This window comes from Bacillus sp. TSO22 (genome assembly GCF_020223595.1).
GTDB lineage: Bacteria > Bacillota > Bacilli > Bacillales > Bacillaceae > Bacillus > Bacillus inaquosorum.
On record NZ_JAHAWO010000014.1, the window covers coordinates 347,538 to 368,216 of the forward strand.

General features: G+C 47.6%; 19 protein-coding genes, 1 pseudogene and 1 other annotated feature. Of the genes and pseudogenes, 5 read left to right on the top strand and 15 right to left on the bottom strand.

Features of this window, described 5'->3' with window-relative positions; genetic code table 11:
* Nucleotides 1-92 precede the first annotated feature (92 nt).
* Both KHQ79_RS18965 and KHQ79_RS22335 read left to right on the top strand, forming a co-directional pair.
* Entirely contained in the window at nt 93-479 is a 387-nt protein-coding gene (locus tag KHQ79_RS18965) for a YndM family protein (RefSeq protein ID WP_003241312.1), read from the top strand.
* A pseudogene (locus KHQ79_RS22335) lies at nt 451-513 on the top strand (hypothetical protein); the annotation flags it as partial. The gene KHQ79_RS18965 and the pseudogene KHQ79_RS22335, both read left to right, overlap by 29 nt.
* 20 nt (nt 514-533) lie before the next feature.
* Here KHQ79_RS22335 and KHQ79_RS18975 read toward each other — a convergent pair.
* The 15 genes from KHQ79_RS18975 to glnK all read right to left on the bottom strand — a co-directional run bounded on the left by KHQ79_RS18975 (nt 534) and on the right by glnK (nt 16,781).
* Entirely contained in the window at nt 534-1,220 is a 687-nt protein-coding gene (locus KHQ79_RS18975) for an ABC transporter permease (RefSeq protein WP_080030904.1), read from the bottom strand.
* Nucleotides 1,221-1,238: 18 nt separating this feature from the next.
* Entirely contained in the window at nt 1,239-2,162 is a 924-nt protein-coding gene (locus KHQ79_RS18980) for an ABC transporter ATP-binding protein (protein WP_225516546.1), read from the bottom strand.
* A 94-nt stretch (nt 2,163-2,256) separates the two neighbouring features.
* Entirely contained in the window at nt 2,257-3,192 is a 936-nt protein-coding gene (locus KHQ79_RS18985; protein WP_225516548.1) for a HAMP domain-containing histidine kinase, read from the bottom strand.
* Nucleotide 3,193: 1 nt separating this feature from the next.
* Complete coding sequence (ycbL, locus tag KHQ79_RS18990) at nt 3,194-3,874, bottom strand: two-component system response regulator YcbL (protein WP_080010731.1); 681 nt, start codon at nt 3,872-3,874, stop codon at nt 3,194-3,196.
* A gap of 96 nt (nt 3,875-3,970) precedes the next feature.
* The gene (locus tag KHQ79_RS18995; RefSeq protein ID WP_225516549.1) at nt 3,971-4,909 is read right to left on the bottom strand and encodes a DMT family transporter; all 939 of its coding nucleotides are present in this window, start codon (nt 4,907-4,909) and stop codon (nt 3,971-3,973) included.
* A 20-nt stretch (nt 4,910-4,929) separates the two neighbouring features.
* Nucleotides 4,930-5,091 carry a hypothetical protein gene (locus tag KHQ79_RS19000; RefSeq protein ID WP_003241325.1) on the bottom strand — a complete coding sequence of 54 codons (162 nt, stop codon included), beginning with the start codon at nt 5,089-5,091 and terminating at the stop codon, nt 4,930-4,932.
* Nucleotides 5,092-5,184: 93 nt separating this feature from the next.
* Nucleotides 5,185-5,431 (bottom strand) — a binding site (T-box leader).
* 56 nt (nt 5,432-5,487) lie between these two features.
* A complete protein-coding gene (gene mphK, locus KHQ79_RS19005; RefSeq protein ID WP_225516551.1) occupies nt 5,488-6,408 on the bottom strand; it encodes a macrolide 2'-phosphotransferase MphK in 921 nt (306 codons plus the stop codon).
* Nucleotides 6,409-6,685: 277 nt separating this feature from the next.
* Nucleotides 6,686-8,218, bottom strand: a complete 1,533-nt coding sequence (gene garD / locus KHQ79_RS19010) for a galactarate dehydratase (protein ID WP_225516553.1) — start codon at nt 8,216-8,218, stop codon at nt 6,686-6,688.
* Nucleotides 8,219-8,314: 96 nt separating this feature from the next.
* On the bottom strand, nt 8,315-9,016 hold the full coding sequence (locus KHQ79_RS19015; RefSeq protein ID WP_003241331.1) for a FadR/GntR family transcriptional regulator: 702 nt from the start codon (nt 9,014-9,016) through the stop codon (nt 8,315-8,317).
* A 69-nt stretch (nt 9,017-9,085) separates the two neighbouring features.
* Nucleotides 9,086-10,453, bottom strand: a complete 1,368-nt coding sequence (gene gudD / locus KHQ79_RS19020; RefSeq protein ID WP_225516555.1) for a glucarate dehydratase — start codon at nt 10,451-10,453, stop codon at nt 9,086-9,088.
* 36 nt (nt 10,454-10,489) lie between these two features.
* Nucleotides 10,490-11,857, bottom strand: coding sequence for a glucarate transporter GudP (gene gudP, locus KHQ79_RS19025; protein WP_003241335.1), 1,368 nt, complete (start codon nt 11,855-11,857; stop codon nt 10,490-10,492).
* Nucleotides 11,858-11,941: 84 nt separating this feature from the next.
* A complete protein-coding gene (gene gucD / locus KHQ79_RS19030) occupies nt 11,942-13,408 on the bottom strand; it encodes an alpha-ketoglutaric semialdehyde dehydrogenase GucD (RefSeq protein WP_225516557.1) in 1,467 nt (488 codons plus the stop codon).
* Between the two features lie 32 nt (nt 13,409-13,440).
* A complete protein-coding gene (gene kdgD / locus KHQ79_RS19035; RefSeq protein ID WP_003241339.1) occupies nt 13,441-14,367 on the bottom strand; it encodes a 5-dehydro-4-deoxyglucarate dehydratase in 927 nt (308 codons plus the stop codon).
* A gap of 226 nt (nt 14,368-14,593) precedes the next feature.
* Entirely contained in the window at nt 14,594-15,538 is a 945-nt protein-coding gene (gene glnL / locus KHQ79_RS19040) for a glutamine utilization two-component system response regulator GlnL (protein WP_060397848.1), read from the bottom strand.
* Nucleotides 15,539-15,548: 10 nt separating this feature from the next.
* Nucleotides 15,549-16,781, bottom strand: coding sequence for a two-component system sensor histidine kinase GlnK (gene glnK / locus KHQ79_RS19045; RefSeq protein WP_225516636.1), 1,233 nt, complete (start codon nt 16,779-16,781; stop codon nt 15,549-15,551).
* A gap of 300 nt (nt 16,782-17,081) precedes the next feature.
* Between glnK and KHQ79_RS19050 the strand changes: the two genes are divergently transcribed.
* From KHQ79_RS19050 to mmuM, 3 genes are all read left to right on the top strand, one after another.
* A complete protein-coding gene (locus KHQ79_RS19050) occupies nt 17,082-18,065 on the top strand; it encodes a glutaminase (protein WP_225516559.1) in 984 nt (327 codons plus the stop codon).
* 22 nt (nt 18,066-18,087) lie between these two features.
* Entirely contained in the window at nt 18,088-19,524 is a 1,437-nt protein-coding gene (locus KHQ79_RS19055; RefSeq protein WP_225516561.1) for an alanine/glycine:cation symporter family protein, read from the top strand.
* A gap of 126 nt (nt 19,525-19,650) precedes the next feature.
* Complete coding sequence (gene mmuM, locus KHQ79_RS19060) at nt 19,651-20,598, top strand: homocysteine S-methyltransferase (RefSeq protein ID WP_225516563.1); 948 nt, start codon at nt 19,651-19,653, stop codon at nt 20,596-20,598.
* The last annotated feature ends 81 nt before the right edge of the window (nt 20,599-20,679 follow it).

A 20,679-nucleotide genomic window follows, 5' to 3' on the forward strand; every position in this document is an offset into this window, starting at 1 on the left:
ACATGGACTGTAAAAACACAATCTAAGGTTTAACTTTCTGCATTTGAGGAATCATACATAACAAATCGAATCACAGAAGGAGGTACTTTGGAATGACACATGTGAAAGCGCTCGCGATTAAAGGTATTATGACGATTATTGTGTTGTATCTAGTGCTTGGTTTGGGCTTTGGTTTCACATTTGGTGATACGCTCTTAATGACGATTGTGTTAGGGGTTGTTTCTTATTTGCTGGGCGATCTTTATGTATTGCCGAGATGGAATAATATGATTGCGACGTTAGCTGATTTCGGTCTGGCCTTTCTCGTCATTTGGCTGATGGGCATGCCGCTTTCTATGGGGATGACTGGCGGTGAAGTTGCATTGGCGGCTTTATTCGGCGCGATCGCCATGGCAATCGGTGAATATTGCTTCCACTTCTATATGATGAGCAAAGAAATTGGCAAGAAGCATTATCTTGAAACAAGAACAGATTCATAGTAGATAGGCCGGTGCTGGCAGCATCGGCCTTTTATGAATATTGGGCGCCTTTGTTTACGCATCCTGCTTGTCTGCGTTCCTGATCGCCATGTAGGAAAAAACCAAACCAAAAGCCGCTAAAGATAATGGGATATAAACAACAGACGAAATGGAGAAACCCGGGCTTGTTGAACTGATGAGCATAACAATCACTACAGACGAAATGATGGTTGCCGGAACCGAGTGTTTACGCATCCCAAAAAAGATGGGAACTAAACTGGTTCCAGCGGCGCCAAAAGCGAAAACCGCCATTTTTATGGCCTGCTGAGAAATGATCTCGGAAGTAAGCTCTCCCGGTATGAAATGGTAGATCGAGTTCAGCCAAAAGAAGCCGGCGGCAATGAGTATGTTCGAAAGTAAAATCGTGATAAACGTCAGTCCGCCCGCAATCATGAGCTTAGCAGTGAGCAGTTTCTTACGGCTGATCGGGTACGTAAACATCACAAGAATGGTTTTGTTTTTATATTCCGAAATCACCAATTTTGCGATCAGCACTGCGCCAAAAACGATAAATACCGCTCTGACAAAAGTGCCGATGATGAGAAACGCTTCCTCCATGCTTTGGAACGAAACCCCGCCCTCGGCTTTTTCTGAATAACTGATCAGCCACAAAAAGCCCATGATGATCAGGTTGGCAATGAGAACACCTCTGACATACCAGCCCACCTTCATTTTTCTTAATTCAATTTTGATCAAATTCATCAACGTGTCTCTCCTCCTTTACGCACTGATGCTATTGCCGTTGATCAAGTTGATAAAATAATCCTCCAGCGACGTATACTTTTTGTTCATTGATTCAATGTCTACATCATTTAAAATCAACGCTTTGGATATGGCAGCCTGAGAGGCTTCAGTCTCGTAAATTCGAATCGTTTTCTCATTTAACATTTTAAAGTTAGTTAAATGCAGCTCTTTCTCCAGCACAAAGCAGGCCTTTGTCTGATTCGGCGTGACAAGCTCGATATATTCAGTGTTCTGGCCTCTGACATCTTCCATTGACACCTCTTCAAGCAGCCTGCCGTCCCGAATGACGCCGATCGTGTCCGCAATTTGTTCGATTTCACTCAGCAAGTGGCTTGAGATCAGCAGCGTCATACCGTACTCTTTGCTCAGCACTTGAAACAGTTGCCTGATCTTTTTAATGCCGATAGGGTCAAGACCATTCACCGGCTCATCCAAAATGAGCAGATCCGGCTTCGTGAGGATGGCACGCGCAATTCCAAGGCGCTGCTTCATACCGAGCGAAAATGTTTTGACGGGCTTCTTGTCGATTTGTTTTAAATTCACCATATCCAGCACTTCTTGAATGGCTTTTTTATTGTGGTACCCCATGTATTCACAATGCAGATCTAAATTTTCTGCAGCTGACAGGTTTTCATAAAAAATCGGATATTCAATCATGCTGCCGATGTTCCCCAGCACCTCGTATGACGTGTGGATGAGCTTATTTCCTAGAATGCTGATTTCACCGCTTGTCGGCTTGACAAGGCTCGTCAGCATTTTCATAATGGTTGTTTTCCCCGCGCCGTTTGGGCCGAGAAAGCCATAGATTTCGCCTTTTTTAATATGCATGCTGACATTGGAGACGACTTCTTTGCCCTCATACGTTTTGGTCAGTCCGTTTGTTTGTACGATATAAGTCAACTTTGTTTCTCCTTCCCTCTCTTTTCCTGTTTTCTATTGTAGAGGCGGGCCCTGTCATTTTTATTTCTCAAATCTTAAGAAATTCTTACGTTTGTTAATATGTCATGCGTTTCAATGTGATCGTAAATGCAGTCCGTTCGTACGGCTTGCTTTGAACGGATATGGCGCCTCCCATTTTTTCTGTAAGCCGTTTCGTGATGGTTAAACCGAGACCGCTTCCTTGAAATGCTTTATTTCTTGATTCTTCAAGTGTGTACAGCCTCTCAAACACACGCTGCTGATCGGTTTCACTGATCCCTTTTCCCCGATCCCATACGGTGACGGCGATGTTCGTTTCATCATACGACAGCGTCATGCCGATAAACTTACCGGCCGCGCCATATTGAATCGCATTGGATAATAGGTTTTGCAGGATTCTGTCCAATGCCTCTTCATTCGCCTGCGCATACACCGGCGTATCCGGGATTTCGATGGCTGCTTGAAAGCCTTTTGACTGAACAGCGTCATAATAGTGCAGGATATTTCGTTTGCATATGTCGTTCATATGTATTTTGGTGATCGGGATGTCTTTATCTTCAGATTCTAATTTGGCTAAATCAAAAAAGGAGTTGATCTTCTGAATGAGTTCATTTGTTTTCTGGCGGAGCTTCCCCAGCAATCTTTCCCGCTCTTCGTCCGGCATGTCCGGGTCACTTTGAATCGTTTCGATATAGCCAAGAATGACCGTTAACGGCGTTTTAAGATCGTGCGACATGTTGGTCAGCATCCGCTTCATGGAGTGCTCTGTTTTGGCAAACCGGGCGCTGATCTGCTGACGATTCTCAACGAAAAGGTTGATGTTAACAAGCAGGTCTTTGAGTGCCTGATCGTCTGTATGAAGCAAAATTTGCCCTGCCGAATCCCGGTTGAGCATGGCGCCAAGCTGTTCTGCCATGTACGCCAGATTCTCGTCCCGTTTCTTTTTCATCATGAATTGAATCACATTCAGACACGCCAGAACGATGACAGCGGCCATCCATAACACTGTCATTCTAAAACTCTCCTAATTTATAACCGATGCCCCATAACGTTTTAATGTATTGTGGAGAAGAGGGGTCATCTTCAATCTTTTCTCTGAGCCGCCGCATATGTACGTTAATGATATTTTGATCGTCAAAGTACTCGTTATTCCAGACGGAACGGTAGATCTGTTCTTTCGTAAACACTTTTTTAGGATTTGCCGCAAATAGGCACAGCAGCTGCCATTCTGTTGACGTCAGCTGAAGCGGCTTCCCATTTTTCATAACTGAGACATTGTCTATATCTATCGTAAGCTGGTGAATCCGGATCACCTTATTCTCAGCCGGTTCCTCCGCCGAATATTGCGTCGCCCGCCGTATCGCGGCTTTTACTCTGGCTGTCAGCTCAATCATCGAAAACGGTTTGGCGATATAATCATCCGCCCCAAATCCCAGTCCCAATGCCTTGTCCACATCTCCGTCTTTTGCCGAAATCATTAAAACCGGAACGTTGCTTTTTTCCCGGATGATTTTCAGAAAATCCATGCCGTTCAGCTTCGGGAGCATGATATCAAGCAAAATCAAATCGTATGAATCCTGCTGAAACAGCCGGATGCCTTCTTCACCGTCGAAAGCATGTACCATCTCAAAGCCTTCTTTTGTTAAATAATGATCCACCATTTCACTGATTGAATGGTCGTCTTCTACTAGCAATATGCGCTGCATCTTCTCACCTAACCTTTGCAAAATCAAAAAACACACACGTGATTACACTTATTGTAATTGAAAAACGTGTGTGTTTTACAAAAATTATTCATTTTTACCTGTTTTCAGTTTTCTATATTCCATGCCCGTTATAACAATAAATACGGCTGCGCATCCAATCGTTTGAGTAAGCTGGAGCCGCTCACCGAGAAATAAGGCTCCAAATAAAATTGTCAGGACAGGCCCTGCCATTGAAATAGTGGCAGCTCGAAGTGCCCCGATTCGTTTTATGCCCTCAAGCATCAGCACAAATGGAATCACAGTGGAGACGACTGCGATGAACACAAACAATCCGTACACAGCAAGCGGATATGCTGTCATTGGCGTATTCATGCCGATCGCCGCCTTTATGCCTGTGTAAAGCATCATGGCCGCTCCGGCTGCTGTCATCCCGTAAGCATTGAGTCGGATGCCGCCGATTTGATGGACGAGACGCCCGGAAAGGACAAGATAACCTGCATAAACGGCCGAGGATAACAAAATGAATACAGATCCAATCATATTCGCCTGAAAAAGCTCAGCATTCCAGCCGCCGAGCGCAAAGAAAAAACCGATCATGACCATCAGCGCTGCGAAAAGGTCTTGGATGGAAACCATTTTCCGATCACGACACGCGTTGAATCCGATCATAAACACCGGATAGCTCATCAGCAAAATACGCTCAACCATTGCGGATACATAGTTCAGCCCGATAAAATCAAACAAGGGAGACAGAAAAAAACAAAACACTCCCGCGACACACGCCCTCCATAGATCCCCTTTTTTCATACCGTCTGGGATTGGCGGACGGTATAACAAAAAAATCAGCCAAAACAGCGGAACAGCAAACAGCTGCCTGTATAACAATACCGCGTCTGGCTCAGCACCCATTTCATATGCGCATTTAATCCAAATCGACTTAGATGCAAAACAAACCGTTCCGATCAGCAAAAAAACCGTCCCTGCCGATGCCTTGCGAATCTCACTCTGCTCTTCTAATCTCATCTCAGCTCAGCTTTTCTCCTTTACTTGTTCAAATGCTTTTGTATAAAATCCAGAAGCGTATTTCCTTGAGCCGTCAGAATGACACCCTTCCCGCCGCAAGCTGGACATGGGCTGCCTTCGATTTCTCCTGCTCTTTCACACTCAGGGCATGCGACCTCAAGATCATCAGTTGCAATGACCATTTGACATCCTCCTTTCCTATTTTCTGTTATGCACCACCAGCCATCATCCATTGGCCGTCACCTCCTTTAAGACACAAAAAACCCCCGTCCTATGCAAAGGACGAGGGTCTCGCGGTACCACCTTTATTAACAGCTATACGCCGTTCACTCTCAGTACAGAAAACATCCGTTTCGATACTCCTCTCTTGGTAACGGGGAGAGAATCCCGGCATCGCCTACTATCCGTTCAGCAAAGCAATTCAGAAGCCCATTCGGCATCAGGGGAGGGTCGGTTCACACCTGCCACCGACTCTCTGAACCTCCACACTGATACGTACTTACTCTTCCTCACGATTGTTGATCCGTTCTTTTGTTAGTAAAATTTATAATACTCGGTTAATTTAAAGAAGTCAATTCTTAATCCGATTTTACGCCGAGTGCTTCCAGCGCCATATTGATGTGCTCCTCCTGCTGTGTCTGCAGAGCAAACTTGGCAACTTCCAGCGGATATGCCGCCTGCATCTCTGCGATGTGTTCCTGCATTTTTGCCCATATGCGGCCGCCTGCTTGATGATAGTATTCAAGCAAACGGGCGGTTTCCTCTTCCCCAAACAGCATTTGATAAAAGATAAAATCTTTTGCCGGATCGGCGACTTTGGCTTCTGTCCAATCCAGAAGGCCTGTGACATGTTCGTTTTGGCCAATCAAAATATGCGCCGGGTGGAGATCGCCGTGTATCAGTGCGGAAAATCCCGGCCAATATGCATCATCATTTATCCACGTTTGCCATCTTTGCCAAAGCTGTTCAGACACTCCAAGCTTGTTCTTTACGTCATCCATAGAATCAACTGTGTTTCGCCTGACTTCTTCCGGACTCATCACTTTTATACCGGATTGGCAAGCGTCTGCTGGGTTCACTCCATGTAATTCAGCCAGTATCCCGGCAAGTGTCCGTATAAAATGGTCTGACGGCGGCTGATGATTCATATTCCATACATACTGTTTCTGTTCCAAATCAATCCCAGCAGCTGGCGTTCCTTTTAACATTGGGTAAGCAATCAATTCAGGTGTATGAATTTTCCAATCTGGCACATCAGCTGTAAGAACCGTGCGGAGAAAGGCAAGCGTTCTGCCTTCTGAAGCTGCTCTTTCAACAACATCACTTCGCCGCGGTTTTCGCAGCACCCATGGCATACCTGTATCGTCCTCGACGAATACAACTTGAAAATCCATTCCAGTTTCATTTAATTTCGCGTTTTCAGAGTGAACCGCCAAACCTTGATTGCGTGCAAGCGCGACAGTCTCTGTGATCAGCTGCATGTCGTTCTGGTTTGTCATCTCTTTTCCCCTTTCTCATGCTCCGCCTGTCGTTAGAGAGAAGGGATGTTTTGAAGGCACAAAAAAGAGGGCAGCATTGCCACCCTCTTTTTATTACGATATAAGGGCTTATACATAGGCAGATCCATCCCGATTCTCCGCATTCAGGCGAGAGTCGTTCACTATTGAATTCGTGTCAATCGGAATCTAATGAATGCCATGCTGTAACCCCTCCGTTCTTTGTACGTCGATTTCCATTTTACATCATATTCCAAATTTGATCTACTAGAACAATGAATCAAGTCACTGGAGCAGGATTAAACAAGCACAAATCATTATGAAGGCCCCAACGGTCCGCCCACGTTTGTTTGCGGCCGCTTGCCACATCCAGAATCGTCCTGAAGATCTCCCAGCCTATGTCTTCAATACTGGCCTCCCCTGTCGTGATTCGCCCGGCATTGATATCGATTAAATCCGCCCAATGCTCTGATAATGAATGCCGTGTTGAAACTTTCAGCACCGGTGCAGCGGCCAAGCCGTACGGTGTTCCCCTTCCTGTCGTAAAAACCTGCAGATTCATGCCCGCCGCCAGCTGCAGGGTTCCGCACACAAAATCGCTTGCCGGTGTCGCCGCGAACAGCAGGCCTTTTTGCTCTGCCTTTTCACCTGGGCCGAGCACGCCGGAGATGGGGCTTGTGCCTGATTTCGCTACCGAGCCTAACGCTTTTTCCACCACATTGGATAATCCGCCTTTTTTATTGCCTGGCGATGGGTTCGCGCTTCGGTCTGCTTCCCCCCGCCGGAGATAGCTGTCATACCACTTCATCTCTTCGATCAGCGAAAGTCCGACCTCTTCACTGACAGCCCGCGGCGTTAATAAATGAATCGCATCCCGCACCTCTGTCACTTCAGAAAACAAAACCGTTGCCCCTGCGCGAACCAATAAATCAGCCGCATACCCCACCGCAGGATTCGCCGTCACGCCGGAAAACGCATCACTGCCGCCGCATTGCAGGCCGATGACCAGATCAGAAGCAGGGCAGGTCACACGGGTTCTGCTGTTTAGCCTGATTAGCCGTTCCTCCGCCATTTCCAAAATGGATTGAATCATCGCTGCAAAACCTTTGTAATCTTGGAGTGATAGGATATCATCATGATTCTGAGGCGCAATTCTTGCCGGGAGGAGCTTTTCACATCCCAATCCGATCACCATCACTTCCCCGCCGAAGTTCGGGTGTTTCGCCAGATTTTGAATCGTGCGAATCGGAATGACAGCGTCCGGCGCATTGATGGCCACACCGCATCCGTATTGATGATGCAGCGGCACGACATCATCGACATTTGGATATTTCGGCAGCAGCTCTTCTTTTATCCGTTTGACCGCATAATCCAAAACGCCAACGACACATTGAACACTTGTGGTGATACCGAGTATATTTTTCGTCCCGGCACTGCCGTCCGCATTCCGATACCCTTCAAACGTGTATCCTTCAAGAGGCGGCAGCGGTTTTGGCACTCTGTTTGCGAGAGGAAGATCGTCTAAAGCCGGAGGAGCAGGCATTCTTACCAGGGCTTCCCGAATCCAGCTCCCGCGTTTGATCGTCTCATCAGCAAATCCGATCACCTCTCCGTAACGCACAATCTCATCCCCTTGATTGAGATCGGTTAAGGCGACCTTATGGCCTTGAGGGACATCCTCTTCAAGTACGAGCCCGCATGAAAACACAGTGCCTTTTGGCAGCCCTCCATCATTGACAATAATCGCCGTGTTATCTGTTTCATTCACTTTGATGTAAAGGGGCGCTTGGTTCTGCCTGAGGTTCATCGCCATAAGAAAATCACTCCTCATATCATCATAGTAAGCGTTTTCTAAATCGGTTCAAAAAAAGCCGCAGATCTTACGTTTCAACTGCGGCTGTCTCAACAATTATTGATCATCCATGCCCATCAGAATTTTGTCACGGACAAATTTCAGATGCTCATACATGTGGTAATGCGCTTTGTAAGGGTCTCTTTTGGCAAGAGCGTCGTAGATTTTTTTATGATATTCAACCGTTACATCCCTCTCCCTGTACGGAATCTGGCTGTCAATTTTCGCATGTGTGATCAGCAGGGATTGAATCATCCCTTCGACAACGGGATTATTGGCACTTAATGCTATAATTCGATGGAATTCTTTATCTGCTTCACCATAAAGATTGTCAGTGCTGTTGGCGATGTCGTCGATTGTCTTCTGCAAACGCTGAAGCTCATCCTCATTGATTTTTTCCGCGGCAATCGTCACGAGTCCGAGTTCTAACGCCATCCGCGCTTCAATGATCGCCGGAAGATTATCAGTCGCCAAGGCAAGCATGACGGAAAATGGCTGCATGCCGATTTTATCGTTGAAATACGTGCCGCCGCGGGTTTTTCTCGTAATCACACCAAGTGTTTCTAGTGAACTCAACGCCTCCCGAAGCACGGGCCTGCTGACATGCAAAATGTCCATCAGTTCCATTTCTGTCGGCAATTTGTCTCCCGCCTTTAACTGTCCGCTCGACAATAAATGGACAATCCGTTCAATGACTTGCTTGGCTAATGTTTTCCGATTGACTGTATCGACTTTCAGATCTTCTAAACCTTCGTACACGAACAACTCTCCCTTCAGTTGTTCAATTGTAAGACAAAATAGCCGGTATGACAATATTTACAATCAAACTTATCGCACAAGACACGGGCGTTTCCGGTCGAACTCCCAGTTGCTGATCAGAAACTGCATAGGGATCGCGTCATTCCGCGCGCCTAAATTCATTTTTCGATAGAGGCCATGCGCTTTTTCGACTTGTTCCATATCAATGTCGACGCCAAGACCGGGCTTATTTGGCACCTTGACACAGCCATCAGCAATCTCAAAAGGCTGTTTCGTTAAACGCTGCCCGTCCTGCCAGATCCAATGGGTATCAATCGCCGTGATGCGCCCCGGAGCCGCTGCTGCTACATGGGTAAACATCGCAAGGGAGATATCTAAGTGGTTGTTGGAGTGGGAGCCCCATGTCAAACCCCAATCATGGCACATTTGCGCAACCCGCACCGAACCCTGCATCGTCCAGAAATGAGGATCAGCCAGCGGGATATCCACCGCATGAAGCTGAATCGCGTGACCCATTTCCCGCCAGTCGGTCGCAATCATATTTGTCGCGGTCGGGAGCCCTGTCGCGCGGCGGAATTCAGCCATCACTTCACGGGCGGAGTAACCATTCTCATCTCCGCACGGGTCTTCCGCATACGCGAGCACATCATGCTTTCCTTTGCATAATGCAATGGCTTCCTCTAATGACCACGCCCCGTTCGGATCAAGGGTGATCCTTGCCTCTGGAAAACGTTTTGATAATGCGGTGACAGCTTCAATTTCATCCTCTCCTGACAGCACCCCGCCTTTCAGCTTGAAATCCTGAAAGCCGTAGCGCTCCTGAGCGGATTCGGCAAGACGTACTATTGCCTCCGGCGTCAGCGCTTCCTCATGGCGGAGACGGAACCACGCACAATCTGACTGCTCATCACTTTGATACGGCAAGGTCGTTCGCTTTCGGTCGCCAATGTAAAAGAGGTAGCCGAGCATTTTTACTTCATCACGCTGCTTCCCTTCGCCCAGCAAGGCCGCGACCGGTTCCTGAAGAAACTTTCCAAGCAAATCTAACAAAGCCGCTTCCAGTGCCGTAACGGCATGGACCGTGGTGCGCAAATCAAACGTCTGGATTCCGCGTCCTCCCCTGTCCTGATCGGCAAACTGCTTTCTGACCGTTTGCAATATCGACTGGTACGCGCCAATGGATTTTCCGATAACAAGCGGCTCTGCCAGCTCCAATGTGCGGCGGATGTGTTCTCCGCCAGGTACCTCGCCGACTCCCTGATTTCCGCTGCTGTCGGTTAAGATCACGATATTCCGGGTGAAAAACGGGCTGTGTGCGCCGCTCAGATTCAGCAGCATGCTGTCATGTCCCGCAACAGGGATCACCTTCATCTCACGAATTGAAGGAATATTCGATCTCTTTTCCTTTTGAACCTGCTCTTGTATTGGTGAACTCATGTTTTCTCCTCCTTATATAAAGCGCTTTCATAAATATTAGACAGGCAATGATTGATCGGGGTCTTGCTCTTGTTTCTTTAACACGACCCGTTTGATCGGCCCGACCAGCAGCAAGTAGCTGAGGATCGCCGCAATCGCGTTAGCACCTACAAACACGAGCGCGCCATTAAAAGATCCTGTGGCATTCACAATGTAGCCGATAATAATCGGTGTGGTAATCGAGGCAATATTTCCGAAAGTGTTGAACAAACCGCCGCTTAATCCTGCACACTCTTTCGGAGACGTGTCCGACACGACAGCCCATCCCAGTGCGCCGAAGCCTTTTCCGAAAAACGCGAGTGACATAATAACAACGACGAGCCACGCTGAATCCGTGTAGTTGCAGACAATCATACTGCAAGACAGCAGCATGCCGATAATGATCGGCACTTTTCTAGCAAAGGTGAGCGAACGGCCTTTTTTGAGTAAGATGTCTGACACGATGCCCCCAAGCACACCGCCGGCAAATCCGCATAGCGCCGGCAGGGAAGCGACAAACCCTGCTTCAAGGATGGACATGCCGCGGGCTTGAACCAAATATACCGGAAACCATGTGAGAAAGAAATAGGTGAGAGTTGTAATGCAATATTGCGCGATGTACACGCCAATCAACATGCGGTTCGTTAACAGCTGTTTGATATAAGGCCATTTCGATTCTGTTTCTTGCTTGCTTTTGCTGTCATCCATGGAAATCAGCCCGCCGCCCTGTTCGATATAAGCAAGCTCAGCTTCGTTGACCTTCGGATGTTTTTTCGGTTCATACACCGTTTTTAGCCAGATGACAGCCAGAAGAATGCCAGCGGCACCCATGACAACGAAGACGGAATGCCAGCCGAAAGAGTGGGTGAGCCAGCCCATTAAAGGAGAAAAAATGACGATTGCGAAGTATTGAGCTGAATTAAAAAAGGCTGAAGCTGTCCCGCGCTCGGAGCTTGGGAACCATGAGGCAACAACTCTGCCGTTTCCAGGAAATGAAGGCGCTTCGGACAAGCCTACCAGAAAACGCAGTGCAAACAGCAGGATAATCGCTGTGCCGGCGGAGAAAAAACCAATCGCCCCTTGCAGCAGCGTAAAAAACGACCAGAAAAAGATGCTTAATGCAATAACAGTCTTTGAACCAAAACGGTCCAGCAGCCAGCCGCCCGGAAGCTGCCCGATGACATAGGCCCAGCCAAAAGCAGAAAAGACATAGCCCATAGCGACCGAGTCCAATCCCAGATCATGCTGGACGGAATCTCCGGTGATGGAAAGCGTAGCCCGATCCGCGTAGTTAATAGAGGTCACAAGAAACAGCATAAAAACGATGAACCAGCGTACAGACGTTTTTTTGCCCGCCGGTGAAACATTCGCATAGTCTTTTTTCATAGTATCTTCTCCTTTTCAAAGTAGAGAATCATATGCTGGCTGTGATAAAGCTGGGAAAGAGACGTCCGCCTCTTTCCAGCACCATTACGGCTTCACAAAAACGGTTTTGATCGCAGTGAAAAAGTCCTTCGCCGCCTCACCCTGTTCGCGGGAGTGGGAGCTCGACTGCTTCATGCCGCCAAAAGGCGCCTGAAGCTCAACACCCGCGCTTTCCGCGTTAATCCGGACTAGCCCGGCGTCAATTTCATCAACGAATGAAAGCATTCGGCCGATGTTTTGCGTGAAAATGGATGCGCTTAAGCCGAACTTCACATCATTGGCGATGTCCAGCGCCTCCTCCATCGTGTCCACCTTGATCAAGGCGATCACCGGGCCGAAAATCTCCTCTTGGGCAATCGTCATCTCAGATGTCACATTGTCAAAGATGGCAGGCTGAACATAATAGCCGTTTTGATACTTTCCATCCTCAAGCTTTTCTCCTCCGATCAAAAGGGAAGCGCCCTCCTGTTTGCCTTTCTCAATGTACGACAGGCAATTATCAAGCTGATTCTTGCTGGCGATCGGTCCCATCCAGACATCCTCTTTTAAGCTGTCTCCGATCGTAATATCCTTTGTACGCTGGAGCAGTTTTTCTTTAAAGCGCTCGTAAATTCCGCTTTGCACGATGACGCGGCTTGTCGCGGTGCACTTCTGGCCGGTTGAACGGAAGGCACCCGTAATGACAGCTTCGGCCGCAGCTTCAAGGTCAGCGTCATCGGCTACTATGACCGGGTTTTTCCCGCCCATTTCAAGCTGGTATTTGGCTCCTCTCGCTAAAGCGGCCTGCCCGATGATTTTTCCGACTTGATTTGAACCGGTAAACGTAACAGCGTTTACCCCATCATGCTCAGCAAGCCCCTGCCCGACAACAGAACCTGGGCCTGTCACCAAATTGATGACTCCTGCCGGGAGCCCCGCTTCTTCAAAGCAAGCAATGATTTTCGTGCATGTCACAGCTGTTTCTGTCGCCGGTTTGATGACAACGGTATTGCCATACACCAATGCCGGGGCCATTTTCCAAATCGGAATCGCCACCGGGAAGTTCCACGGAGAAATCACGCCGACCACACCGAGCGGAACACGGGTGGTAAACATGAGCGCGTCTTTGTCAGTAGACGGAATAACGTCACCCGTTTTGCGCATGCCTTCTCCGGCGTAATAGCGAAGAATGGCAATCCCGCGGGCTGTTTCCCCTTTCGCTTCCGGCAGTGTTTTTCCCATCTCACGTGTTGCGCAGGCGGCGATGTCTTCCAAGCGCTGCTCCATAATATCCGCTGTTTTGTATAAAAATTGGCCCCGCTCGGCCCCCGTCAGCTTTCTCCAAGCCGTTTTGGCTTCATTGGCGGCGGCGACAGCCCGTTCCACATCTTCAGCTGTTGAATTCTGTACATAGCCGACAATATCGTTTACATCCGCAGGGTTTACAACCTTGACCATATCGCCTGATTGAGACTTAACCCACTCTCCGTTAATAAAGTTGAGATACGTGTTTTGTTCCGTGATCACAGACATGCCCATTGCCCCTTTCATATTTTTTCTGTTCATCAAACCGTCGCGGCTTTTTTCGGAAAACGATCCGCCGCCTGCTTCAGAATCGCTTCTAATTGCTGATAGTGATCTTTTTCAACCGGACCGACAGGCGGTCTGGCTGTGTTTCTCACATTCAATCCCATGATCTCCATGCCCGCTTTAATCAAAGATACGGCATATCCTTTTCGTTGTTTGCGAATGTCGTTGATCGGGAGAATCACATGCTGATAGAGCTCCTTCACAAGCTCGTCGTTTCCATTTTTCAATGCATCATAGAACATCCGGGAAATATGCGGAATATAATTTGAAATCGCTGAGGAATAGGAGTGAAACCCGATCGGCAGGTAAGCTGGCATCGTCACTTCAGCCATCGGCATTCCGTTGAGCCATCCTAAGCGGTCGCCGAGCGTATAGACGAGGTTAATATTCAAATCCATGTTCCCCACCCCGTCCTTCACACCGACAAGCTGTTCACATTCGGTCAGCCGCTTGATCTGTTCAAGAGAGAGAACCGCGTTATCGCGCTGATAAAGAATCGCATTCAAATCGGTGCTTTCAATAATCGTTTTCGCATACTGATACAGCCCCTCCTGTTCGCCATGCACCAAATACGGAGGCAGGATCAAGTACCCGTCGGCACCTTTTTTCTCCGACAGCTGCGCCCAGTCCAGCGCTGTGCTGAGGTTGCCGCCCACCCCCGTGTAAACCGGCACTTTTCCTCCGGCTGCCGAGACTGCGACTTCCACCATTTGCTCGTATTCTTTTTGGCTGAGAGATTGAAATTCACCAGACCCGCAAGCGATAAAAATCGCTTCCAAGCCTTCTTCCAGCAAAAATTCAATGTTTTGAAAAAGAGCTTCTTCCTCCAGTTTTCCTTGTGTATTAAAAGGTGCAACCGGAAAACCTAAAATTCCAGCGGGTGCTTTTCTGATACGGCTCATCAACATAACCTCCTGTTATTTGGATATACAGCCCCTGACTGAAAGCGCTTTTATTATTTTTTCTTTCATATCCGCTCCTTCCTTATATCCTTTTGTTTTATTGTAAGACAAATAAACAATAAGTCAATATCTTTATTTTCTGATATTTTTCAGACCCCAGGAAAAACGCTGTCTAGCCGGGGTTCTGCACAGCAAAAAAACAGCCGGTACTGCCGGCTGTTTTGGTTTACATGCTTCTTTGTTTCATCGTCTCGTGCAAAAGCTTCGCTTCCAAAAAGAATACATGGATGAATTTTTTCATATTCACTCTTGCAGGTGCGAGAGGTTTTGCATCCTTTGATTGAAGTTCTTTCATTTTCTGGCTGACAACCGGAAAATCAAAGAATTTCGATGCATAGGTTTCAAATTTCGGATTGGAAAAATCCGTTGTGCCTAATGAAGCAAAATGGTGCAGCGAATGGATAATTGCTCTGCGGATGCGCTGCTCCGAGGCTTTCATTTCGCGATTGACTTCCGTTTGGGATGCTCCTGCGCCCAGCTTCCGTTCCGCTACTTGGATGAAGATCTGTTTTAGCGAAGGGATATGTTTTTCGTACGGCTCAGATTGCTCATGTTCTGCTAAATACTGCAGCACCGCCATGAGATCATGAGCGCCGCCTTCCCCCATCATGCCAAGCTCGGACAACAGGAATGTTCCTGCTTCTTTTAAGCCGCTGTCACTCTTCTGCTGAGGACGCGCTTTCCGTTCAGTCCGGTTGACAAGCCGGCTTAGAGAGTGCTGAATATCCCCAATCGAGTGCTCAAGCTCGATCCGTTCCTTCACCTTTTGGAGAACCGTGACAATTTCAATGCGGTTAATTGGCTTATGGATAAAATATTCGATGCCGAGCGAGTATGCTTCTCCGACCATTTCCTTCGCTTCCACTTGAGAGATCATCACGATCTTTCCGGAGTACGTATCCTGAAGCTGGCGAATCGTTTCAATGCCGTCCCGTCCGGGCATTAACAGATCGATTAATAAAATATCAATCTGCTTAAATTGCAGCATATGACCTTCCACCTGGCTTCCGTCTTCTGCTTCACCAGCAGCTTCCCCCAGATCCTCATCCTCAATGATCTGTCTTAAAATCGACCGTACCGCACGGTCATCATCAGCGATAAAAAAACGCATAGCTTTCGGTTCACCCTTTCTGAATCAAATGCCGGACAGGCAGCCTGATGGCAAACACCACTCCCCGCTGCTGATTATCGAACCTGATATCTCCTTCTAGCTCTGTCACGATTTCCTTCACGTAGGAAAGTCCGATTCCGGTAGAAGGCGTGCCAAATTCGTCATATTTTGAAGTAAAGCCCGGGTCAAACACAATGTCTCCGATTTTCTCAGAAATGCCGGGGCCATTGTCTTCCACCTGGAATTCTACCATACTCTCATTTGGCTTACGGAGCCTCAGGCTGATCATTCCCTCTTCCCCCATTGCCTCTACCGCATTTGCCGTTAGATTATTAATGATCGAAAGCACGATAAATACGTGATAATCGTCATGCTCCCCTTCTATCGAGCAGTGAAAATCAATCTGCTTTCCAAGTGCTTCAGCGTACTTTTCATTCATTCGAATCACAAGCTGCAGCAAATCAGAAGCCCTCATATAATCTCGCAAGCTCTCATTCGAAATCAGTTTTGAAAGCCCTGCAAATATCCGCTGGTTGTCCTTTTTCACTTCATGAATCTCCCCGGCCAGCCTCAGGATTCTGCCGCTGAGCTGTTCATCCTTGCCCTTCACTTCCCGATAGAGCTGATACGAATCATTCGTCACTTGCTCTGTCGTCTTCAATGTCTTTTTTAAATGCACCGTTTCTTCATATAAATTCGAAACGATCATTAGCATGTGCTCATGCTGCCGCCTTGTCTGTTTTTCTCTCGATTGCGTTTCATACAGCTTCAGCACACTGTAAAAGCTCATGACGATAAATGTGTGAGAAATTGCGATCACCGCAATGTCTGTGATTTTCTCAGGCGTCACAACCGTATGAAAAATGAGAAACTGCACGACCAGCTCGACACAATCTGACACAATTTCAATCATAAACCCGATGAAACCGAGCATAACCGGCCGTTCCCGAAAACGATTAGCCTTCAATACGTAAAACAGACAGGCGTAAGTCATATAAAAGAAAAAGCCAGACGCTTGGTCATACAGAATTGGAGCCAGTCCATCATGTCCCCCGCCCCATAATCCCAGAATGACGCGAAAGATGAAAACTGCCGCTCCAGTCAAAAAACCCGGCAGCACAGCGGGCACTTGCCGCAGCAGCGATAAGAAGAAGAAAAAAACCGGTGCGCCAAAGCTGATCCGGAACTCTTCATTAAGGGGATAAAATTTCAGTTCACCGGCCAGCGGCACTGTAATCAGCATGAGAGCCAGTATATATCCATCTTTTTCAAAAAAACGTTCCAGTTTTATGATGATCACATCCTCGCTTCTATTTTGGGGAAACAGCAGAAAACCTGCAAATTTCTTTTGACCCAGAACATGAGCTTTTTATAAATCTTACGGCTTATTTTCAAAATATTTTTGTCGTATTTTGTATGATTCTGTAGTCGTCATTATACAGTAAATATACCTTCCGCTTTTATGAAAGCGTTTAATGCCCCTTCAGCCTTCGTTTTGATAAACCTCAGTCCTTAAAGAAGAAAAACAGTGAGGAGGAATTCGATGAAAGAATTGATAAAAGAGCCCCAAATAGAAATAGACCCGGCGTCACAGCTGCATCATTGGGTTGAGCACTATCGCCCCTTTGCCGCCAATGGACAAAGTGCAAACTATATCCCCGCTTTAGGAAAAGTCAATGACTCACAGCTCGGCATTTGTATATTGGAGCCTGACGGAACAATGATACATGCCGGCGATTGGAACGTCCCTTTTACCCTGCAAAGCATTTCAAAAGTGATCAGCTTTATCGCCGCCTGCATGAGCCGCGGCATTCCCTATGTGCTCGACCGCGTAGATGTCGAACCGACAGGTGATGCCTTTAATTCAATCATTCGGCTCGAAATCAACAAGCCGGGAAAACCGTTTAATCCTATGATCAACGCGGGTGCCCTTACCATCGCCTCGCTTCTTCCGGGTGACTCGGCACACGATAAGCTCGAGTTTCTTTACTCGGTGATGGAAACCTTAATAGGAAAGCGGCCGAGAATTCATGAGGAAGTGTTCCAGTCAGAATGGGAAACCGCCCACCGCAACAGAGCGCTGGCCTACTATTTAAAAGAAACAAACTTTTTAGAAGCAGATGTAGAAGAAACGCTTGAGGTTTACTTGAAGCAATGCGCCATGGAGAGCACCACAGAAGACATTGCATTGATCGGCCTGATCCTTGCCCATGACGGCTATCATCCGATTCGCCGCCAGCAAGTGATTCCAAAGGACGTGGCAAAGTTGGCCAAGGCGTTAATGCTGACGTGCGGCATGTACAACGCTTCAGGCAAATATGCGGCGTTTGTCGGCGTGCCGGCCAAAAGCGGCGTCTCCGGCGGCATCATGGCTCTCGTTCCTCCAAGTGCCAGAAGAGAACAGCCTTTTCAATCTGGATGCGGCATCGGCATTTACGGGCCTGCTATTGACGAATACGGCAACAGCCTTACTGGCGGTATGCTGCTGAAACATATGGCGCAGGAGTGGGAGCTCAGCATTTTTTAAACATTAAAAAAGAGGTGATTGTATGCAGCAAATCCTGGAACATATCGTCGGTATCGCAAATGATCTTTTATGGTCAAAGCTATTAATTGTATTGCTCCTTTCTCTGGGAATCTATTTTACGTTCAGGCTTAAGTTTTTGCAGGTTCGCATGCTGAAAGAAATGGTGAGAGTGTTAAGAGAAGGAGCTACTTCCCGGTCGAAAAACAGCATTTCTCCGTTTCAAGCCTTTTGCATTAGCATGGCAGCCCGTGTCGGTACGGGAAATATTACGGGCATTGCCATCGCTATTGCGCTCGGCGGGCCCGGTGCAATCTTCTGGATGTGGATTATCGCCATTATCGGATCAGCATCAAGCTTTGTGGAAAGCACACTGGCTCAGATTTATAAAGTAAAAGATGTAAACGGCTTCCGCGGCGGGCCGGCTTATTACATGGAAAAAGGGCTGAACAAAAGGTGGATGGGCGCGCTGTTTGCCGTATTAATCACCTTATCGTTCGGTATCGTCTTTAACTCGGTTCAATCAAATACAGTCAGCCTCGCCTTCGAAAACGCGTTCGGCACAAACCGCCTGACTTTGGGACTCATTTTAATTGCTGTGTTCGGCACGATTATTTTCGGCGGTGTAAAACGCATTGCGAAGCTGGCTGAATCCATTGTTGTCGTATTGGCTGTCCTGTATATCGGAGTTGCGTTTTTCGTGATTGTCACCAACATTACACAGCTGCCAGACGTGCTTGCGCTAATCGTGAAAAACGCATTTGGTTTTGACCAGGCCGCTGGCGGCGCCTTGGGAGCAGCGTTAATGCAAGGCGTCAGACGGGGAATCTTTTCAAACGAAGCGGGAATGGGAAGCGCACCGAATGCCGCTGCCACCGCAACAACAAGCCATCCTGTCAAACAGGGGCTGATTCAAGCTTTTGGTGTGCTTACTGATACGCTGGTCATTTGTACAAGCACCGCCTTTATCATTCTGTTTTCAGATGCCTACCATACTCCGGGACTGAGCGGAATCGCGCTAACTCAAGCCTCTCTCAGCGCCCATGTCGGATCGTGGGCATCAGGCTTTCTCGCCATTCTGATTTTGTTATTCGGATTCTGTGCTTTAATCGGAAACTATTATTATGGCGAAACCAATATCGGCTTTTTGAATAAAAGCAAAAAACTGATTTTTATCTACCGTATCGGCGTGCTGGCGATGATTGTGTTTGGCTGTGTTGCCAAAGTCCAACTCGTCTGGGATCTGGCTGATTTGTTCATGGGCTTGATGGTCGTCGTGAATTTAATCGCGATTTTCTTATTATCAAAGGTCGTTTTTACGGCGCTGAAAGACTATACACGCCAGAAAAAAGCAGGCAAAGATCCGGTCTTTTATAAAGATGTACTCAAAAACCATAATGGCATTGAGTGCTGGCCGCTTTCTGACACAAAGGCTGACACACACAACAAACAAATATCATAAAAAAAGGTGTTCAGACATACGGGCTGAACACCTTTCTCTTGTTCGTTTATTGACAAACATGTAAGCGTCCATTACGATTTTCATATCTTTTTCAAAAAAATCTGAAAGAAGGCATCGGTACATTCTATGAATCCTATCCAACACATTCTTGATACATACCCGCTCATCGTATTAGACGGCGCAATGGCAACCGAGCTTGAACGCAAGGGCTGTGATTTGAACGACAGTCTCTGGTCGGCAAAAATTCTGCTGGAAGAGCCGAACCTGATTAAACAAGTTCATACTGATTATTTCGCGGCAGGCGCTGACTGTGCGATTACCGCCAGCTATCAGTCTACGTTTGAGGGCTTTGCCGCACGCGGGCTGAGCGAAGCGGAAGCACGCCGGCTCATCGAGATGTCCGTCACCATCGCAGCTGAAGCACGTGATGAATTTTGGGCGGTTGGAGAGAACCGTCTGAATCGGCCAAAACCGATTATTGCGGCTTCTGTAGGCCCTTATGGCGCTTATCTTGCGGACGGCTCTGAGTATCGCGGCAACTACGGAATCTCAGAGGATGAACTGGTTGAATTTCATCGCCCCCGCATGAAAGCGCTGATCGAAGCCGGAGCTGATGTTTTGGCATGCGAAACGATTCCGTGTCTGACCGAAGCAAAAGCGATTGTGCGGGTGCTCAAGGAGTTCCCTGAAACATATACGTGGATCAGCTTCAGTGCAAAAGACGGTCTGCACATCAGTGACGGAACACCTGCCGCTGACTGTGCGTCATGGCTTGATGAGCACCGCCAAATTGCAGCGCTCGGCATTAACTGCACGCCGCTTCAGCATATCCCTTCCTTGATAGAGGAGTTAAAAAAGCACACATCAAAACCGATCATCGTCTACCCGAATTCAGGCGAGCAGTATGATCCGGAAACAAAAACGTGGAACGGCGCAGCATGCGCAGAGCCTTACGGAACAAGCGCCCGCACTTGGCATGAAAAAGGAGCGAAGCTGATTGGCGGTTGCTGCCGGACAAAACCCGAAGATATTCAAGAAATTGCGGCTTGGGCGCGCTCATTAAAAACAACTTGACTTATCGGAATTGTTTGTATATTCTATCTAAAAGCCGGTACGCCGGAGTCTCGTGTCACTCGCTGACATGAGATTTTTTAT

Excerpts from the sequence above, each read along its gene's own strand:
- KHQ79_RS18985 (WP_225516548.1), bottom strand. The coding sequence starts at position 3,192 with ATGACAGTGTTATGGATGGCCGCTGTCATCGTTCTGGCGTGTCTGAAT.
- kdgD (WP_003241339.1), bottom strand. The coding sequence starts at position 14,367 with ATGAGCCGTATCAGAAAAGCACCCGCTGGAATTTTAGGTTTTCCGGTT.
- KHQ79_RS18965 (WP_003241312.1), top strand. The coding sequence starts at position 93 with ATGACACATGTGAAAGCGCTCGCGATTAAAGGTATTATGACGATTATT.
- garD (WP_225516553.1), bottom strand. The coding sequence starts at position 8,218 with ATGGCGATGAACCTCAGGCAGAACCAAGCGCCCCTTTACATCAAAGTG.
- gudD (WP_225516555.1), bottom strand. The coding sequence starts at position 10,453 with ATGAGTTCACCAATACAAGAGCAGGTTCAAAAGGAAAAGAGATCGAAT.
- KHQ79_RS18975 (WP_080030904.1), bottom strand. The coding sequence starts at position 1,220 with ATGAATTTGATCAAAATTGAATTAAGAAAAATGAAGGTGGGCTGGTAT.
- KHQ79_RS19000 (WP_003241325.1), bottom strand. The coding sequence starts at position 5,091 with ATGGTCATTGCAACTGATGATCTTGAGGTCGCATGCCCTGAGTGTGAA.
- KHQ79_RS19055 (WP_225516561.1), top strand. The coding sequence starts at position 18,088 with ATGCAGCAAATCCTGGAACATATCGTCGGTATCGCAAATGATCTTTTA.
- mphK (WP_225516551.1), bottom strand. The coding sequence starts at position 6,408 with ATGACAAACCAGAACGACATGCAGCTGATCACAGAGACTGTCGCGCTT.
- KHQ79_RS18995 (WP_225516549.1), bottom strand. The coding sequence starts at position 4,909 with ATGAGATTAGAAGAGCAGAGTGAGATTCGCAAGGCATCGGCAGGGACG.
- KHQ79_RS19050 (WP_225516559.1), top strand. The coding sequence starts at position 17,082 with ATGAAAGAATTGATAAAAGAGCCCCAAATAGAAATAGACCCGGCGTCA.
- glnK (WP_225516636.1), bottom strand. The coding sequence starts at position 16,781 with ATGCTGATTACAGTGCCGCTGGCCGGTGAACTGAAATTTTATCCCCTT.
- gucD (WP_225516557.1), bottom strand. The coding sequence starts at position 13,408 with ATGTCTGTGATCACGGAACAAAACACGTATCTCAACTTTATTAACGGA.
- gudP (WP_003241335.1), bottom strand. The coding sequence starts at position 11,857 with ATGAAAAAAGACTATGCGAATGTTTCACCGGCGGGCAAAAAAACGTCT.
- glnL (WP_060397848.1), bottom strand. The coding sequence starts at position 15,538 with ATGCGTTTTTTTATCGCTGATGATGACCGTGCGGTACGGTCGATTTTA.
- mmuM (WP_225516563.1), top strand. The coding sequence starts at position 19,651 with ATGAATCCTATCCAACACATTCTTGATACATACCCGCTCATCGTATTA.